Origin of the sequence: Stenotrophomonas sp. RIT309 (assembly GCF_000632045.1) — a bacterium.
GTDB classification, from domain to species: Bacteria; Pseudomonadota; Gammaproteobacteria; order Xanthomonadales; family Xanthomonadaceae; genus Stenotrophomonas; species Stenotrophomonas indicatrix.
In genome coordinates this window covers 14252-29379 of the sequence record NZ_JFYS01000009.1, presented here as the reverse complement: position 1 = coordinate 29379, position 15128 = coordinate 14252, and the positions used below count along the sequence as shown (strand labels likewise).

Sequence of the window (15128 nt, the reverse complement as noted above, 5' to 3'; positions counted from 1 at the left end):
AGAGTCGCACCCATCGGACCCGACGGAGCCGGCATGAAAACCCCTGCAAGCGACCTGCACGACCTGGCCACCCAGCGCCCCGATTCACTGGACGCGTACTGGATGCCGTTCACTGCCAACCGCCAGTACAAGGGCGCGCCGCGCATGCTGGTACGTGCCGAGGGCATGCACTACGAGGACGTCGATGGGCGCGCCATCCTCGATGGCACCGCTGGCCTGTGGTGCTGCAATGCAGGGCACGCGCGCCGACGCATCGTCGAAGCGATCGCCGAGCAGGCCGCCACCCTCGATTACTCGCCGGCCTTCCAGATGGGTTCGCCGCCGGCCTTCGCCCTGGCGCAGCGATTGGCGGCACTGGCCCCGGCCGGGCTGAACCACGTGTTCTTCACCAGCTCGGGTTCGGAGGCGGTGGATTCAGCGATGAAGATCGTGCTGGCCCACCACCGCCTGCGCGGCGAGGGACATCGCACGCGTTTCATCAGCCGTGAGAAGGCCTACCACGGGGTCGGCTTCGGCGGCATGGCACTGGGCGGGCTGCCCAACAACCGCCGCCAGTTCGGCCTGCAGCTCGGCGGCGTGGACTACCTGCGGCATACCCTGGACCTGTCACGCAATGCGTTCAGCAAGGGCCTGCCACGCCAGGGCGCAGAGCTGGCCGACGATCTGGAACGGCTGATCGCCCTGCACGATCCGTCCACCATTGCCGCGGTGTTCGTTGAACCCATCGCCGGCTCGGCCGGGGTGATCCTGCCGGCGCCGGGCTATCTGCAACGACTGCGCGAGATCTGCGACCAGCACGGCATCCTGCTGGTGTTCGATGAGGTCATCACCGGCTTCGGCCGGGTTGGCATGGCGTTCGCCGCACAGCGTTTCGGGGTCACCCCGGACCTGTTGACCTTCGCCAAGGGCGCCAGCAACGGCGCGGTGCCGCTGGGAGGCGTGCTGGTCGGCGACAGCGTGCATGCCAGCTTCATGCAGGGTCCGCCACAGGCCATCGAGCTGTTCCATGGCTATACGTATTCGGGCCACCCCTTGGCCTGCGCGGCGGCGTTGGCCACGCTGGACATCTACGCCGAGGAACGGTTGTTCGAGCGCGCGATCGAGCTGGGCGAATACTGGCAGGAGCGCCTGCACGCCCTGCAGGGGTTGCCGAACGTGATCGACATCCGCAACTTCGGCCTTGTCGGTGCGGTGGAGCTGGCACCGCGCAAGGATGCCCCCGGCAGCCGTGGCTACGAGGTGTTCCGCCGCTGCTTCCACGACGGGCGCCTGCTGGTCCGCTGCACCGGCGACATCATCGCGTTGTCACCGCCGCTGATCGTGGACAAGGCACAGATCGACCGGATCACCGGCACCCTGGGCGAGATGATCCGGGCCACCGCCTGAGGCCAGGGAGGTGCTGGCGAGCGGGTACAATGGGCGGTTCCGCTCCTGCCTGTTGCCGTGCCCATGAACATCGTCGTCAAAGAAGAACTCAAGGCCTACATCGACCCGCTCACCGCCGACGAACACGAGGCGCTGGAGCGCAGCATCCTCGCCGAAGGCTGCCGCGATGCGCTGGTACTGTGGGGCGACGTACTGGTGGATGGACACAACCGCTTCGGCATCTGCCAGAAGCATGGACTGCCGTTCAACACCGTGCAGAACACCCGCTTCCAGAGCATGGAAGACGTGCACCTATGGATGATCGAGCAGCACCTGGGCCGGCGCAGCGTTTCCGATTTCCAGCGCGGCGTGCTGGCCTTGCGCAAGCGCGACATCCTGTCCGCGCGCAAGCAGGTCGAACAGGCGCAGCTGCAGCGCGAAAGCGACGGCACCGCCGAGCCCGCCGACGAGGCCGGTGAAGACAGCCCGCCGTGGGAACCGGCGCCGAAGATCAGCCGCGCCGAACTGGCCCGCGAAGCCAAGCTGAGCACCAGCCAGGTGGGGATGATCGAGCGCATCCACGCCCAGGCTGCGGCCGAGGTGGTGGAAGCGGTGAAGGCCGGCATGATCTCGATCAGCGCCGCCGCCGCCGTGGCCGACCTGCCGGAAGAAGAGCAGCGCGCGGCGGCTGCCGGTGGCAAGGATGAACTGAAGCAGGCTGCAAAGCGCGTGCGTGAGTCCAAGCGCAAGCCGCGTGCGCCGAAGCCTGAACCGGAGTCGGCGGAAATGGACTTCGAAGAGGCCAACGAGGATGAGATCGCCAGCCGCGATGCCGAGGTGCTGGCCGCGCTGGAGCAGCTTGGCGAGGATGCCCCGGCGCTGCGCCGCCGCGTGGTTGCCCTGACCCGCGAGAACGACACCCTGCGCGCGCAGCTGGCCCATCTGCGCAGGCAGCAGGAAACGCTCTGAGCATCCCCCGGTAGTGCCGGCCGCTGGCCGGCAGCTGCAAGGTGCTTCCAACGTTCATGGGTTGCCGGCCAGCGGCCTGCACTACCGGGTACTCACCGGCCTGCGGGTAGACTTCGGGCATGACGTCTGCCATCGATCCGCGCCGCGCCCAGCTGCGGCGCCTGAAAACCCTCGCCCTTGGCCTGCTGCTGCTGATGCTGGCCGGTTTCGCGGTCAGCCACTGGCAGGGCGAGCGCGGCATCTGGGCCTGGGTCTCGGCCTTCTGCGAGGCCGCCGCGGTTGGCGCGCTCGCCGATTGGTTCGCGGTGGTTGCCCTGTTCCGGCGGCCGATGGGCCTGCCGATTCCGCATACGGCGATCATTCCGCGTAGCAAGGAACGCATCGGCGACAGCCTGGCCTTGTTCGTGCGTGACCAGTTCCTGGAACCGACGGTGCTGCTGGCCAAGCTGCAGGTATTCGATCCAGCCAGCCGCCTCGGCAGCTGGCTGGCCGATCCCGCGCGTTCACGGATGCTGGCCGACATGGCCCGTGGCTGGGCGCTGCAGGCGCTGGACTTCTTCGATGAAGCTGCGGTGCGGCGGCAGCTGCACAGCTTCGTGGTGCAGCAGCTGAGGCAGTGGAACGCCGCTGCCACCGCCGGCGAACTGCTGGGCCTGCTGACCGCCGATGGCCGCCACCAGCGCGTGCTGGACGAAGGCCTGCAACGGCTGGGGCGTTGGCTGGAGCAACCGGAAGTGAAGGAGCGCGCCTCGCAGCTGATCGTGCGCTACATCCAGCGCGAATGGCCGACGCTGTCGAGCACGGTGAACTGGGTCAAGCCGATCGATGAGATCGGCGACAGCCTTGCCGAACGCCTGGCGCGCGCGGTGCTTGAGGAGCTGCAGCAGGTGCTGGCCGAGCCGCAGCACCCGCTGCGCCAGGACTACGAACAATGGCTGGGCAACTACGTGCAGCGCCTGCGCGAAGACCCGGCACTGGCCGAGCGCATCGAACAGCTCAAGCAGGAAATGATCGACCACCCTGCCCTGCAGGACTACGTGCAGGGCCTGTGGTCGCGCATCCATGCCAGCCTGCGCGGCGATCTGCAGCGCGAGGATTCGGCACTGGTCGGTCATCTGCAGCGCAGCCTGGCCTCGCTGGGTGACAGCCTGCAATCGGACCCGGCGTTGCGCGAGGCATTGAACCAGCACCTGCTGGAAGGCGCGCAGCGGCTCACCGGGCGCCTGCGCGAGGGCGTCACCACCCATATCGCGCAGACGGTGAAGAGCTGGGACGAGCGTCATCTGGTCGAGCAGCTGGAACTGAGCGTGGGCCGCGACCTGCAGTTCATCCGCTTCAACGGCACCCTGGTGGGTGGGCTGATCGGGCTGCTGCTGCATGCGGCTACGGTGCTGTTCCGGTTCTGAGGGGGTTCCCGGCCGGGCTGCGCCCGGCACCCGCAGAGGCGGGAGCCAGAGCAACAGCCACAGCTGGTTTCCTGCGGGATGGCAGGGCGCTGTGGGTTTGCGGGGCCGCCGTGAACCCATCCCTGGGGGCTTGGTCGCCGCATCCATGCGGCTCACACCCCGCAAACCCACAGCGCCCCGCCTTCGACCGTTTCCCCTCGATCTGCCTGGATCCACATGTTCGGGGGACGAATGGGGCTGTCACACTTGCTTAACGAAATGCGAATGCCTATCATTTACTGATCGGTTGTACGCTTAGCCAAGCGGGGCACGGAAGCACGCGCCCACCCGCCCCTTCGCCCGTGTACATCCCCCGACCACTGGGTCGCCTGCCTGCCGCAGGTGGCGCGCCGTCGATGGGAATCACGCTGGGTGACGTGCGCGGAGCGCATGGCTGCCATGGGTGCGTTTGCCATCGCCTGTTTTTTGTCCTGCATGGAATCGCACCGATGGCTTCTCCCCTGAATACTCCCCGCCCAACCCTGCTGGCCCTGGCCCTGACCGCTGTGATGATCGCTCCGCTGGCCCACGCCGATGCACCGCTCGCTGCCGATGCGCGCACGCTGGACACGGTGAAGGTGACCGCTGACGGCGAGATCGCAAACGGCTACACGGTGAAGAACACCCGCAGCGCGACCAAGCTGGATCTGTCGCTGCGCGAGACGCCGCAGTCGGTCACCGTCATCACCCGGCAACGGCTGGATGACATGGGGCTGTTCTCGTTGTCCGACGTGATGGGCCAGGTCACCGGGGTCAGCGTGTCGGTCACCGACAGCGAGCGCATCAGCTATGTTTCGCGTGGCTACACGATCGAGAACTTCCAGATCGACGGGATGCTCAACACCTTCGGTGGGTCGATCAAGACCAACACCGACAACGTCATCTACGAACGCATCGAAGTGATCCGCGGCGCCACCGGCCTGACCACGGGCGCCGGTGATCCGTCCGGCACCATCAGCATGGTGCGCAAGCGCCCCACCGACACCTTCCAGATGAGCAGCAACCTGACCGTGGGGCGCTGGGGCAACCAGCGCCTGGAAGCCGACCTGGGCGGTCCCGTGGCGTGGGACGGGCGCATCCGCGCACGCGTGGTCGCGGCCAAGCAGCAGAGCGATTCGTTCCGCGATGTCTACAAGCTCGACAAGGACGTGTTCTACGGCATCGTCCAGGCCGACTTGACCGGCAGCACCCTGTTCGAGCTGGGCTATGAATACCAGTCACCGCACACCACGGGCGTGACTTGGGGCGTGGTGCCTTACTGGGGTGCTGACGGCAACCCGGCCAACCTGCCGCGCTCGACCAATCTGTCGGCGTCGTGGAGCGAATGGCCGATCATTGAAAAGACCACCTTCGCCCGCCTCGAACAGCAGCTGGGCAGCGGCTGGTCGCTGAAGGGCAACGTCAGCCATGCCGTGCGTGATACCGATGGCAGCGTCTGGTACGGCGCAGCCGGCTACCCGCGCGCGGACGGCACCGGCGTCACCGCCTACGTCTCGCACTTCAACGAACACAGCACGATGGACGTGTTCGACGTCAACGTCGGCGGCCCGTTCCAGCTGTTCGGCCGCGAGCATGAGCTGGTGTTCGGGCTGGGCCAGTCCGTGCGCAAGGGCGAATCCGAAGCGACCAGCTTCGACACCAGCGCACCGGGCTACATGCAGGTTCCCGACTGGCGCAACTGGACCGGCAAGGTGCCGGTCCTGCCGGTGACACGCTACGGCCGTCTTTCCTCGGAAAACGAGCTGCGCCAGCGCGCCGCCTACATCGCCGCGCGCCTGCGCCTGGCCGACCCGCTGCTGGCCGTGGTCGGCGCCCGCTATGGCAGCTGGGAAACCCGACAGTGGGGCTACGGCTACGACGCCAACGGCAACCGCAACCGCACCACCCGCACCGGCTACAAGCCCGACGACACGCTGACCCCGTACGCCGGCCTGGTCTACGACTTCAATTCGATGTTCAGCGGTTATGTCAGCTACACCGACATCTTCAAGCCGCAGAACTACCGCGACCGCAACGGCAACTACCTTGAGCCGGTGGTCGGCGACATGTACGAGGCGGGCGTCAAGGCTGAATTCTTCGGTGGCCTGCTGAACGCCTCGGCCGCCGTGTTTGAAGGCAAGCAGGACAACGTGGCCGAGATCGATGATTCGGTGCCGCTGAACTCGCTGCCCGATGGCGGCCAGGCCTATCGCTCGACCGGCAAGGGCAACAAGGTGAAGGGTTGGGAACTGGAAACCCAGGGCAGCATCGGCGAGCAGTGGAACATCTCGGCCGGTTTCGCCCGTACCCGGATCCGCAACGCCGCGGGTGTGCTGCAACGGACCACCACCCCGCAGGAAACCTTCCGCCTCAACACCAGCTGGCGGCCGGGCGGCATCGAAGGCCGCTTCTGGCTGGGCGGTGGCGTGACCTGGCAGAGCCGCATCTGGAACAACAGCACCAAGCCGACGGCCGACTACCTGACCACCGGCCGCACCGAAAGTGCGCGCATCACCCAGGACGCGTTCTACCTGCTGAACCTGGCCGGTGGCTACCGCTTCAACGAGAACTTCAGCGCCCAGCTCAACATCAGCAACCTGCTGGACAAGAAGTACTACAACAACGTCGGCTTCTACCAGGGCGTGTACTGGGGCGAACCCCGCAACGTCAGCGTGACGCTGCGCTGGAAACTCTGATGACCTGATGGATGGTGCCGGTTCTGCGACCGGCACCCGGCCACGGATGGCCAACCCTGGCGTGCTTCGGTGCGCCGGCCTTCTCTTCATTCAACCTGCAGGACCGCCGTGGACCGCTCGCCCGCAACCGCCAGCCCCCGCCTCAGCACCTTCTTCGCCAACCCGCGATGGGGCGTGCTGTCCCGATCCCTTGCCGCCATCTTCGGCGGCTACGCGCTTGCCTCGATGACCACGGTGTTCTGTGCGCTGGCGCTGCCGGGCGCGCGCGGCCAGGCCGTGCTGACCGGCATGCTGCTGGCGATCCTGGTCGCCGCCTGCGCCGCGCTGTGGGCGTTCGCCACGCGCAGTGCGCTGCGTGCCTGGGTCGGCATTCTTGCCCCCACCCTGCTGTTGGCCGGCATTTCGCGCCTGCTGGGAGCGTGGGCATGAAGAATGGATTCCGCCAATCCATGGCCTGGCTGCATACCTGGACCGGCCTGCTGGTCGGCTGGCTGCTGCTGCTGATCTTCATGGCCGGCACCGCCAGCTACTACCGCGAGGAAATCAGCCGCTGGATGCGCCCGGAGCTGCCGCGCAGCACGGTAAGCACCGACGAAGCGGCGCAGCGCGCGGCCGACTACCTGCTGGCCAACGCACCACAGGCCGAGAGCTGGTTCGTCACCCTGCCGCAGCCACGCAATCCGGCCATGCAGATGTTCTGGCGGTTGCCGGCCGAGCTGGCCGACCCCAGCAAGGGCCGACGCGGCGCCTTCGGTGATGCCACCCTGGACCCGAACACCGGCACCGAGCTGAAGGCCCGCGAGACCCGTGGCGGCGACTTCTTCTACCGCCTGCATTTCGACCTGCACTACATTCCCGTGCTGTGGGCGCGCTACCTGGTGGGCTTCTGCGCGATGTTCATGCTGGTGGCCATCATCACCGGCGTGATCACCCACAAGAAGATCTTCAAGGACTTCTTCACCTTCCGGAAGGACAAGGGCCTGCGCTCCTGGCTGGACTTCCACAACGTCAGCGCGGTGATGGCCCTGCCTTACCACGCGATGATCACCTACACCGGCATCGTCACGTTGATGATCATGTACCTGCCGTGGGGAGTGAACGTGGCCTACGGCACCGACCAGGATGCGTTCTACGCGGAGGCCTTTGGTGGCCTGCCCGAGGTCACCGCGCCCGCCGAAGGCAAGGCTGCCCCCCTGCCGCTGCGGCAGCTGCTGGACAGTGCCCGCACGCATTGGCACGGCACCGAGGTCGCCGGTTTCAGCGTTGCCAATCCCGGTGCCGCCAATGCGGTGATCGACATCCGCCAGCGCGATGGCAAACGCCTGTCCATCGATACCCCGGCGCTGCGCTATGACATGGTCACTGGCGCGCTGCTGCAGGAAACGCCGCCTTCCGGTGGCGCCACCGCCACCCGTGGCGTGCTGTATGGCCTGCACCTGGCCCGCTTTGCCGATTGGGGCCTGCGCGCGTTGTTCTTCCTGTCCGGCCTGACCGGCTGCCTGATGGTGGCCAGCGGCGTGGTGCTGTGGGCGGTGAAGGAGCGGCCGAAGCATGCCAAGAGCGGTCGCACCGGCTTCGGCCTGCGCCTGGTCGATGCACTGAACATCGGCGCCGTGGCCGGTCTGCCGATCGCCTTCGCCGCCTATTTCTGGGGCAACCGCCTGCTGCCGCTGGGCTTGGCCGAGCGCTCCAACGCCGAAGCGAACGTGTTCTTCTACGCGTGGGGCGCCTCGCTGCTGGCAGCCTTCATCTGGCCCAAGCGGATGATGTGGGCGTGGCAGCTGTACATCGGCGCGGCCGCGTTCGCGCTGATTCCGGTGGTCAACGCATTGACCACCCACGCGCACCTGGGCGTGACGCTGTTCAACGGTGACTGGGCATTGGCCGGTTTCGACCTGTCGATGATCGCCTTCGGCGTCATGCTGGCCCTGTGCGGCTGGCGCATGCAACGCTGGACGCCGCCGCTGACTGCCGCCGAGAAGAAGAAACGCGCGGCGGCCGCTGCAGCGACGAAGGCACCGGCCGATGCAGTGGAAGCGGAGGCCAGCGCATGATGCTGCTGGTACTGGGGTTGTCGTTCACGGCGTTCACCGCGCTGTCGCTGGCGATGGAAAAGCATCAGCAGGAACTGCACGGCAAATCCGCGGCATCACCGGCACGGCGCACGCAATGGCGGGTGCTGGGCTGGGTGCTGCTGACGGTGGCTTTCGCACTGTGCGTGGTCGACCACGGCTGGGCGATGGGCCCGGTGCTGTGGCTCGGCGCACTCACCCTGGGTGGAATCGTGCTGGCGTTCGCGCTGTACCCGTACCGGCCGAAATGGATCGCGCCGCTGGCGATCGCGTTGCCGGTGATCGGGCTGGTGGTGGCGCTGTTGTAACCCGTGCGGTGTACCGCATCCACGCATGGCGTGGATCTACCGGACCCACGCTCGCCGGGCATGGCCCGGCGCTACCGTTCTGCGCGCACGTGGGTAGCGCCGGGCCATGCCCGGCGACGCGTCACGCCAGGCGCTTCAGCTCCCACGCACGATGGATGCGCGCATTGCGCTCGAAATCCGGGCCGATGGTGCTGGCGCTGATCTCGCGGCACTGGGCGAATTCGGCGATGGCGTTCTCTTCCAGCTTGAAGCGGCGGAAGTTGTTGGAGAAGTACAGCACGCCACCCGGCGCCAGTCGCGCGACGGCCGCACGCAGCATCTTCACCTGCTCGCGCTGTACGTCGAAGTCCTCGGCGCGGGCCGAGTTGGAGAACGTCGGCGGGTCGCAGAAGATCACGTCGTACTGGCCGCGATCGCCTTCCAGCCAGGCCATCGCATCGGCCTGCACCAGCAGGTGCTGATTGCCGCCCTGCCCGTTCAGGGCCAAGTTGTCGTAGCACCACTGCAGGTAGGTGGCCGACAGGTCGACGCTGGTGGTGCTGGCCGCACCGGCCACCGCCGCCTGCACGCTGGCCACGCCGGTGTAGCAGAACAGGTTGAGGAAGCGCTTGCCGCGCGCCTGCTCGGCCATCAGCCGGCGCAGCGGGCGATGGTCGAGGAACAGGCCGGTATCCAGGTAATCGAACAGGTTCACCTGCAGCAGCGCGTTGTTCTCGCGCACCACGAGGAACTCCTCGCGCTGCTCGAAACGGCCGTACTTGCTGCCGCCCTTGCCACGTTCACGCGATTTCATCGATACCTGTTCCGGCGGCACACCGAACACCTCGCGCGCAGCGGCCAGCAGTTCATTGCGGCGGCGGCGCACGTCGTTCTCGGGAATCGCGGCCGGTGCAGCGTATTCCTGCACATGCAGGAACGTGCGGCGCTGGCCGCCATCTTCCTCGTACACGTCGATGGCCGCTGCGTATTCCGGCAGATCGGCATCGTAGGCACGGAAACAGGTGATGCCTTCGCGCGCGCGCCAGCTCTTGAACTTCTTCAGGTTCTTGCGCAGGCGGTTGGCCACCATCTGCGCGCCTTCGCTCAGCTCGCGCACCTGTGCCGGGTCGCGGCCCGGCACCGCGATCGGATCGCAGACGATCAGTGCGCATTCCAGCGCACCATTGAACATCTGGTACTTCTTGCTCGCACGCAGGCCGGTGGCGAAGGCCAGTTCGTCATTGCCGCACAGCAGGCTGGCGCGCCACTGCGGCACGGCCTTCTGCAGGGCATTGCCCAGCTTGCGGTACAGCGCCGGATCGGCGGCCAGGCGCTCGTCATACGGCGGGTTGCAGACCACCGCGCCGATCTCCTGCTCCGGGGTGGGCAGGTCAGCCACATCGGCGCGGGTGAAGCGGATGGCATGGGCGACGCCGGCAACTTCGGCGTTCTCGCGCGCGGCCTGGATCGCCACCGGGTCGATGTCGCTGCCGTGGATGACCGGCTTCAGCGCGGCAAGGCCGGCCGCTTCGCGATCACGCGCTTCGCTCTGGATGGTTTTCCAGGCAGCCTTGTCGAAGCCCAGCCAGCGGCTCGGCGGCAGGCTGCCATGGCGCATCAGGCCGGGGGCGACATCGGCCGCCATCAGCGCGCCTTCGATCAGCAGGGTGCCGCTGCCGCACATCGGGTCCAGCAGGCCGCCACCGGCAGCGTGCAGGCGCGGCCACTGCGCGCGCATCAGCAGCGCGGCAGCCAGGTTTTCCTTCAACGGCGCGTCATGCGCCGCACCGCGCCAGCCGCGGCGATGCAGCGGGCCGCCGCCGAGGTCGATCGACAGCGAGGCGCGGCCCTTGCGCAGCGACAGGTTGACGCGCACGTCCGGCAGGTCGGTGTTGACCGAAGGGCGCTCCAGGCCTTCGTCACGCATGCGGTCGACGATGGCGTCCTTGATCCGCTGCGCGGCGAAACGGGCATGGGTGATCTTGTCGCCGGACACATGCGCGTCCACCGCCAGGGTCATCTCCGGCTTGATGTGTTCGTGCCACGGCAGGGCACGCACGCCGTCGTACAGCGCCTGCTCGTCCAGGCATTCGAATTCGTCGATCGGCCACAGCACGCGGCTGGCCAGCCGCGACCACATCACGATCCGCAGCGCCTGCTCCAGTTCGCCATCGGCGTTGACGCCGGCGATGGTGGCGGTGGCCTTTTCCAGGCCCAGGGCCGACAGCTCATCGGCAAGCAGGTATTCCAGGCCCTTGGCGCAGGAGACAAAAAATTTCACGGGATCGGTTCGCAGGTGGTCAGGCACGGCAGGGGGCCGGGCCATTCGGAAGGGAGGGCCGTGGACACGGCCGGCAGGCCCGCGCCGGGGGCGGCGGGGCTGCCATTGTAGTCAATGCGGGCGGGCGCGCCGTGCGCCCGGGCTTCACAGCTGCCGCAGCAGGCGCTCGAAGGCCTGCGCAGAGGCTTCCACGTGGTGCTCCAGGCGATGGCCATCGTCCACCAGCAGCAGCTGCGCCGAGCGCGCCTGCGCCCAGGCGATGACTCCGGCGGCCGGCACCACCTCGTCATGCCAGGCCTGCACCACCGTGGTCGGCACCGGCGCGGCATCCAGCGCCGGCATCGGGCCCATGGTGGTGGGCGGCACCATCAGGAACAGGCCGGCCACCGGCACCTGCAGCGAGGCGATGGCAGAGATGTAGGCGCCCAGGCTGGAGCCGGCCAGCACCACCGGCCCCTGCGCAGCGGCAGCGGCCGTGCGCTCGATCAGGCGTTGCAGGCGGGTGCGCACATCGCCAACGCGGCTCACCTGGCTCATCGCGTCCAGGTCGGTGTAATCGGGGCGCTCATGGGTCCAGCCAAGTCGCTCGGCGACTTCGGCCAGCGCGGTGACCTTGGTCGCCTCCGGGCCGCTCTCGAAGCCGTGGGACAGGATGCAGTGACCGCGGCTCATGCGTGCGCTCCCACGGAGCGGATCGACAGCAGAAGGGAAGGCAGTTTCATCCGGCAATGCTAGCATCGCCGCATGCCCAAACCGCTCCTGCCCGGCCTGCAGCTGCAGCCGTTGCCCTACCACGACCGCCTGCCACTGCGCGATCCATCCAGCCTGGCAATGGTGGTGATCCACTGCACCGAACTGCCCGACCTGGCGACCGCCCGGGAGTACGGCGAGCGCGTGCTGTACGACAGCGGCGCCGGCAACAGCGGGCATTTCTACATCGACCGCGACGGCAGCGTGGTGCAGTACGTGGCGCCGGAGCGCATCGCCCACCACGTGCGCGGCATGAATGCCGATACCGTGGGCATCGAACTGGTCAATTCGGGGCGCTACCCGCACTGGCTCGACAGCCGCCACCAGGCGATGGACGAGCCGTACACCGAAGCGCAGCTGCTGGCGCTGGAACGGTTGCTGCAGGCACTGGTGGCTCGTTACCCGTCGCTGCGGCGGATTGCCGGACATGACCAGTTGGACCTGGAGCAGGTGCCGGCCAGTGATGACCCGGCGGTGACCGTGGCGCGCAAGCGTGATCCGGGCCCGTTGTTCCCGTGGGCGCGGGTGCTGGCGAAGGTGCCGTTGCAGGGGTTGGAGTAAGCGCCGGCAGGGCTGCGCCCTGCACCCGCACAGGCAACGTCAACGTCAACGTCAAAAGCTGGCATTCGGTGGGATGGCGGGGTGGGTCCCGCGGCTGTTGGTAGGTGTCGACCTTGGTCGACACGTGGATCCACGCCATGCGTGGATGAACGTCAAATCGACCAACCCGCTTTGCTCAGGCGCCGGTGGCGACCGGGCGGCTGCTGTCGCTGACCCAGCCACTCCATGAGTCCGCGTAGATGCGTGCGCCGGACAGGCCCGCGCTTTCCATCGCCAGCAGCAGGTGGCAGGCGGTCACGCCCGAGCCGCACATCAGCACCACGCGTTGCGGGTCCTGGTTACCGATCACGCCCTGCAGTTCGGCACGCAGTTCCTGTGCATCGCGCAGGCGGCCGTCCAGCACGTTCAACGCAAACGGGCGATTGACCGCGCCCGGTACATGGCCGGCGACCGGGTCCAGCGGCTCCACCTCACCGCGGAACCGCTCGCCCGCGCGGGCATCGACCAGCCAGCCCGGCGCATGCTTGAGGCGTGATTCGATCTCGTCCGCGCTGGCAACCTGGCTGCCATCGAAGCGCCCCGGATACGCGGGCAACGCGATGACCTGGCTGCTGCCGGTCGCCAGCGGCTGGCCGGCGGCCTGCCACGCGGCGATGCCGCCATCGAGTACGGCCACGTTCGCATGCCCGATCAGGCGCAGCAGCCACCACAGGCGCGCGGCGGCCATGCTGCCATCGCTGCCGTCATACACCACCACCTGCGTGTCGGTGCCGATGCCCCATTGCCCCAGTCGTGCGGCGAACGCATCGCTGTCGGGCAACGGGTGGCGGCCATGGCCCACCCGCGTCAGATCGGACAGGTCGCGGTTGAGATCGGCATGCACTGCGCCGGGAATGTGTCCCTGCGCGTAGAGGCTGTTGCCCGCCTGCGGGTCGGCCAGCGATGCACGCGCGTCGACCACGCGCACGGTACTTGCGGTCGCGCGGGCATCGACCACGCGTACCCCATCGCCCAAGGCCGCAGCCAGGGTCGCAACATCGACAAGGGTGGTCCACGGCGGGTCGATCGGCTTCATTGCACTTGCTCCAGGCGGCGACGCAGGTTGTACAGGATGGCCGCGGTGGCGCCCCAGATGCGCTGGCCGGGCCAGCCATATTCAAGGACATGGCGGACGCGGCCGCGATGGTTGATTTCGACCTGGCGCAGGTTGTCGGCGGCCATCAGATAGTCCAGCGGCACTTCGAACACCTCGGCCACTTCGCTGGGCTGCGGGACCGCCACGAAATCCGGATCGATCACTGCCACCACCGGGGTCACCCGGTAGCCGGTGATGGTCACGAACGGATCGAGATATCCCAATGCCTGCACCTGTGTCGGCGCCAACGCGATTTCTTCCTGGCTTTCGCGCAGTGCGGCAGCCAGCGCATCGCGATCATCGGGCTCGGTACGGCCACCGGGGAAGCCAACCTGGCCACCATGTTGCCGCAGGGTTTCGGTACGCCGGGTCAGGATCACCTGCGCACCGTTGGCGCGCGGCACGATGCCAGCCAACACCGCCGCCTCGACCGGTGGGCCCGGAGGCAGCAGGTCATCCAGTTCACTGCGGTTCCAGCCGTCACCTGCCGGCGGTTCGGCCAGCGGATGCAGCGCGCGCAGCAGCCGCTCATGATCGGCCAACGACCCTCGCAGCGACTGCTGCAGCTGTTGGCGCAGGGGCAGCACACGCTGCAGGATGTGGCCGCGTTCGCTGTCGCTCATCGACGACCACCGTGCGATTTCGTCGATATGCCGCCCGCACCCGGCGCAGAGCCGGTTGCGATCCAGCTTGCAGACGTTGATGCAGGGGCTTGCGACAGCACGCGCCGTTTCTTCCATTATTTGCACCGGTCAACAGTAGCGCGAATGGGCTGAATTTGGGATGGGCCCCGCACGGCTGCAGCGTGGTGCAGAAACAAAAACGCGCCGGTGGGTTCACCGGCGCGTTGATGTTGACGCTGTTTCTTCTTACTTGACGCTGATCAGCTTGATCTCGAACTGCACAGCCACGTTCGGCGGGAACGGGGTGCGCGGGTCGGCGCCGTAGGCCTGATCCGGCGGCAGCGAGACTTCCCACTTCGAGCCTGCCGGCATCTGCAGCAGGGTCTCACGCATGGCCTTCATTTCGACTTCGCTGACCTTGATCGACGGAATCTGCTGGGCCGGGCGGGCTTCGGTCGGGCGCTGGCCGTACGGGAACGGACCGGCCACTTCCAGCTGCACGGTGCTGGCCTGGGTCGGCTTGGCACCCTTGCCGGCTTCGATCACACGGTACTGAACGCCGCTCGGCAGGGTCTGCACGCCCGCCTTTGCCTTGTTCTGCGCCATGAACTGATCGCTCTTGGTCTTGTTTTCGGCAGCAGCCTTTTCGTACTCGGCCTTGGCGGCCTGGGCACGGCCCTGCTCGCGCTTCTGGAACGCTTCAACGGCCGGCTTCAGCTGCTCGGCGGTAATGGCCGGCTGCTTCTTGGCGTAGGCGTCCTGCAGGCCCTTCACCACCGAGTTGATGTCCAGCTGCTCACCGCGACCGGTCAGCTCCGCCAGGTTGTTGCCGTAGTCGTAACCGAAGTAGTAGCTCAGCTTGCCCTTCTCGGACGCGATGTCCTGGGCGAAGGCATTGCCCGTCAGGGCCAGGGCCGCGACGGCGACCGCGATAGAACGCAACTTCATCAAACAGTTCTCCAGGG

13 protein-coding genes are annotated in these 15128 nt (G+C 67.4%); 8 read left to right on the top strand and 5 right to left on the bottom strand.

Annotated elements, in window-relative coordinates; translation table 11 throughout:
* Positions 1 to 33 precede the first annotated feature (33 nt).
* The 7 genes from BW38_RS13990 to BW38_RS14020 all read left to right on the top strand — a co-directional run bounded on the left by BW38_RS13990 (position 34) and on the right by BW38_RS14020 (position 8834).
* The gene (locus BW38_RS13990; RefSeq protein ID WP_032975670.1) at positions 34 to 1386 is read left to right on the top strand and encodes an aspartate aminotransferase family protein; all 1353 of its coding nucleotides are present in this window, start codon (positions 34 to 36) and stop codon (positions 1384 to 1386) included.
* 63 nt (positions 1387 to 1449) lie between these two features.
* A complete protein-coding gene (locus BW38_RS13995) occupies positions 1450 to 2334 on the top strand; it encodes a hypothetical protein (RefSeq protein WP_032975668.1) in 885 nt (294 codons plus the stop codon).
* 119 nt (positions 2335 to 2453) lie between these two features.
* Positions 2454 to 3740, top strand: coding sequence for a DUF445 family protein (locus BW38_RS14000; protein WP_025875354.1), 1287 nt, complete (start codon positions 2454 to 2456; stop codon positions 3738 to 3740).
* Between the two features lie 488 nt (positions 3741 to 4228).
* On the top strand, positions 4229 to 6454 hold the full coding sequence (locus BW38_RS14005) for a TonB-dependent siderophore receptor (protein ID WP_032975665.1): 2226 nt from the start codon (positions 4229 to 4231) through the stop codon (positions 6452 to 6454).
* A 108-nt stretch (positions 6455 to 6562) separates the two neighbouring features.
* Positions 6563 to 6883: a DUF3649 domain-containing protein gene (locus BW38_RS14010; RefSeq protein WP_032975664.1), complete on the top strand. Its 321-nt coding sequence runs from the start codon at positions 6563 to 6565 to the stop codon at positions 6881 to 6883.
* Entirely contained in the window at positions 6880 to 8508 is a 1629-nt protein-coding gene (locus tag BW38_RS14015; protein WP_032975663.1) for a PepSY-associated TM helix domain-containing protein, read from the top strand. The genes BW38_RS14010 and BW38_RS14015 overlap by 4 nt, the downstream gene beginning before the upstream one ends.
* Complete coding sequence (locus BW38_RS14020) at positions 8505 to 8834, top strand: DUF3325 domain-containing protein (RefSeq protein WP_032975662.1); 330 nt, start codon at positions 8505 to 8507, stop codon at positions 8832 to 8834. Before BW38_RS14015 ends, BW38_RS14020 begins: the two co-directional genes overlap by 4 nt.
* 121 nt (positions 8835 to 8955) lie before the next feature.
* On the opposite strand, the gene rlmKL is transcribed toward BW38_RS14020, so the two are convergent.
* Both rlmKL and BW38_RS14030 read right to left on the bottom strand, forming a co-directional pair.
* The gene (gene rlmKL, locus BW38_RS14025; RefSeq protein WP_032975732.1) at positions 8956 to 11094 is read right to left on the bottom strand and encodes a bifunctional 23S rRNA (guanine(2069)-N(7))-methyltransferase RlmK/23S rRNA (guanine(2445)-N(2))-methyltransferase RlmL; all 2139 of its coding nucleotides are present in this window, start codon (positions 11092 to 11094) and stop codon (positions 8956 to 8958) included.
* 144 nt (positions 11095 to 11238) lie between these two features.
* Complete coding sequence (locus BW38_RS14030) at positions 11239 to 11766, bottom strand: alpha/beta hydrolase (RefSeq protein ID WP_025875362.1); 528 nt, start codon at positions 11764 to 11766, stop codon at positions 11239 to 11241.
* Positions 11767 to 11838: 72 nt separating this feature from the next.
* Here BW38_RS14030 and BW38_RS14035 point away from each other — a divergent pair, with 72 nt between their 5' ends.
* Positions 11839 to 12405 carry an N-acetylmuramoyl-L-alanine amidase gene (locus BW38_RS14035; RefSeq protein WP_032975661.1) on the top strand — a complete coding sequence of 189 codons (567 nt, stop codon included), beginning with the start codon at positions 11839 to 11841 and terminating at the stop codon, positions 12403 to 12405.
* A 175-nt stretch (positions 12406 to 12580) separates the two neighbouring features.
* On the opposite strand, the gene BW38_RS14040 is transcribed toward BW38_RS14035, so the two are convergent.
* From BW38_RS14040 to BW38_RS14050, 3 genes are all read right to left on the bottom strand, one after another.
* Positions 12581 to 13480 (bottom strand): sulfurtransferase, encoded by a 900-nt coding sequence (locus BW38_RS14040; RefSeq protein WP_032975659.1) that lies wholly within the window; start codon positions 13478 to 13480, stop codon positions 12581 to 12583.
* Positions 13477 to 14280: a CoA pyrophosphatase gene (locus BW38_RS14045; protein ID WP_032975658.1), complete on the bottom strand. Its 804-nt coding sequence runs from the start codon at positions 14278 to 14280 to the stop codon at positions 13477 to 13479. Before BW38_RS14045 ends, BW38_RS14040 begins: the two co-directional genes overlap by 4 nt.
* Positions 14281 to 14409: 129 nt before the next feature.
* Positions 14410 to 15111, bottom strand: coding sequence for an FKBP-type peptidyl-prolyl cis-trans isomerase N-terminal domain-containing protein (locus tag BW38_RS14050; RefSeq protein WP_025875366.1), 702 nt, complete (start codon positions 15109 to 15111; stop codon positions 14410 to 14412).
* Positions 15112 to 15128 lie beyond the last annotated feature (17 nt).

What these genes read in the sequence shown, in the direction of transcription:
- BW38_RS13990 (WP_032975670.1), top strand. Translation starts at nt 34, where the DNA reads ATGAAAACCCCTGCAAGCGACCTGCACGACCTGGCCACCCAGCGCCCC.
- BW38_RS13995 (WP_032975668.1), top strand. Translation starts at nt 1,450, where the DNA reads ATGAACATCGTCGTCAAAGAAGAACTCAAGGCCTACATCGACCCGCTC.
- BW38_RS14000 (WP_025875354.1), top strand. Translation starts at nt 2,454, where the DNA reads ATGACGTCTGCCATCGATCCGCGCCGCGCCCAGCTGCGGCGCCTGAAA.
- BW38_RS14005 (WP_032975665.1), top strand. Translation starts at nt 4,229, where the DNA reads ATGGCTTCTCCCCTGAATACTCCCCGCCCAACCCTGCTGGCCCTGGCC.
- BW38_RS14015 (WP_032975663.1), top strand. Translation starts at nt 6,880, where the DNA reads ATGAAGAATGGATTCCGCCAATCCATGGCCTGGCTGCATACCTGGACC.
- BW38_RS14020 (WP_032975662.1), top strand. Translation starts at nt 8,505, where the DNA reads ATGATGCTGCTGGTACTGGGGTTGTCGTTCACGGCGTTCACCGCGCTG.
- BW38_RS14030 (WP_025875362.1), bottom strand. Translation starts at nt 11,766, where the DNA reads ATGAGCCGCGGTCACTGCATCCTGTCCCACGGCTTCGAGAGCGGCCCG.
- BW38_RS14035 (WP_032975661.1), top strand. Translation starts at nt 11,839, where the DNA reads ATGCCCAAACCGCTCCTGCCCGGCCTGCAGCTGCAGCCGTTGCCCTAC.
- BW38_RS14040 (WP_032975659.1), bottom strand. Translation starts at nt 13,480, where the DNA reads ATGAAGCCGATCGACCCGCCGTGGACCACCCTTGTCGATGTTGCGACC.
- BW38_RS14045 (WP_032975658.1), bottom strand. Translation starts at nt 14,280, where the DNA reads ATGGAAGAAACGGCGCGTGCTGTCGCAAGCCCCTGCATCAACGTCTGC.
- BW38_RS14050 (WP_025875366.1), bottom strand. Translation starts at nt 15,111, where the DNA reads ATGAAGTTGCGTTCTATCGCGGTCGCCGTCGCGGCCCTGGCCCTGACG.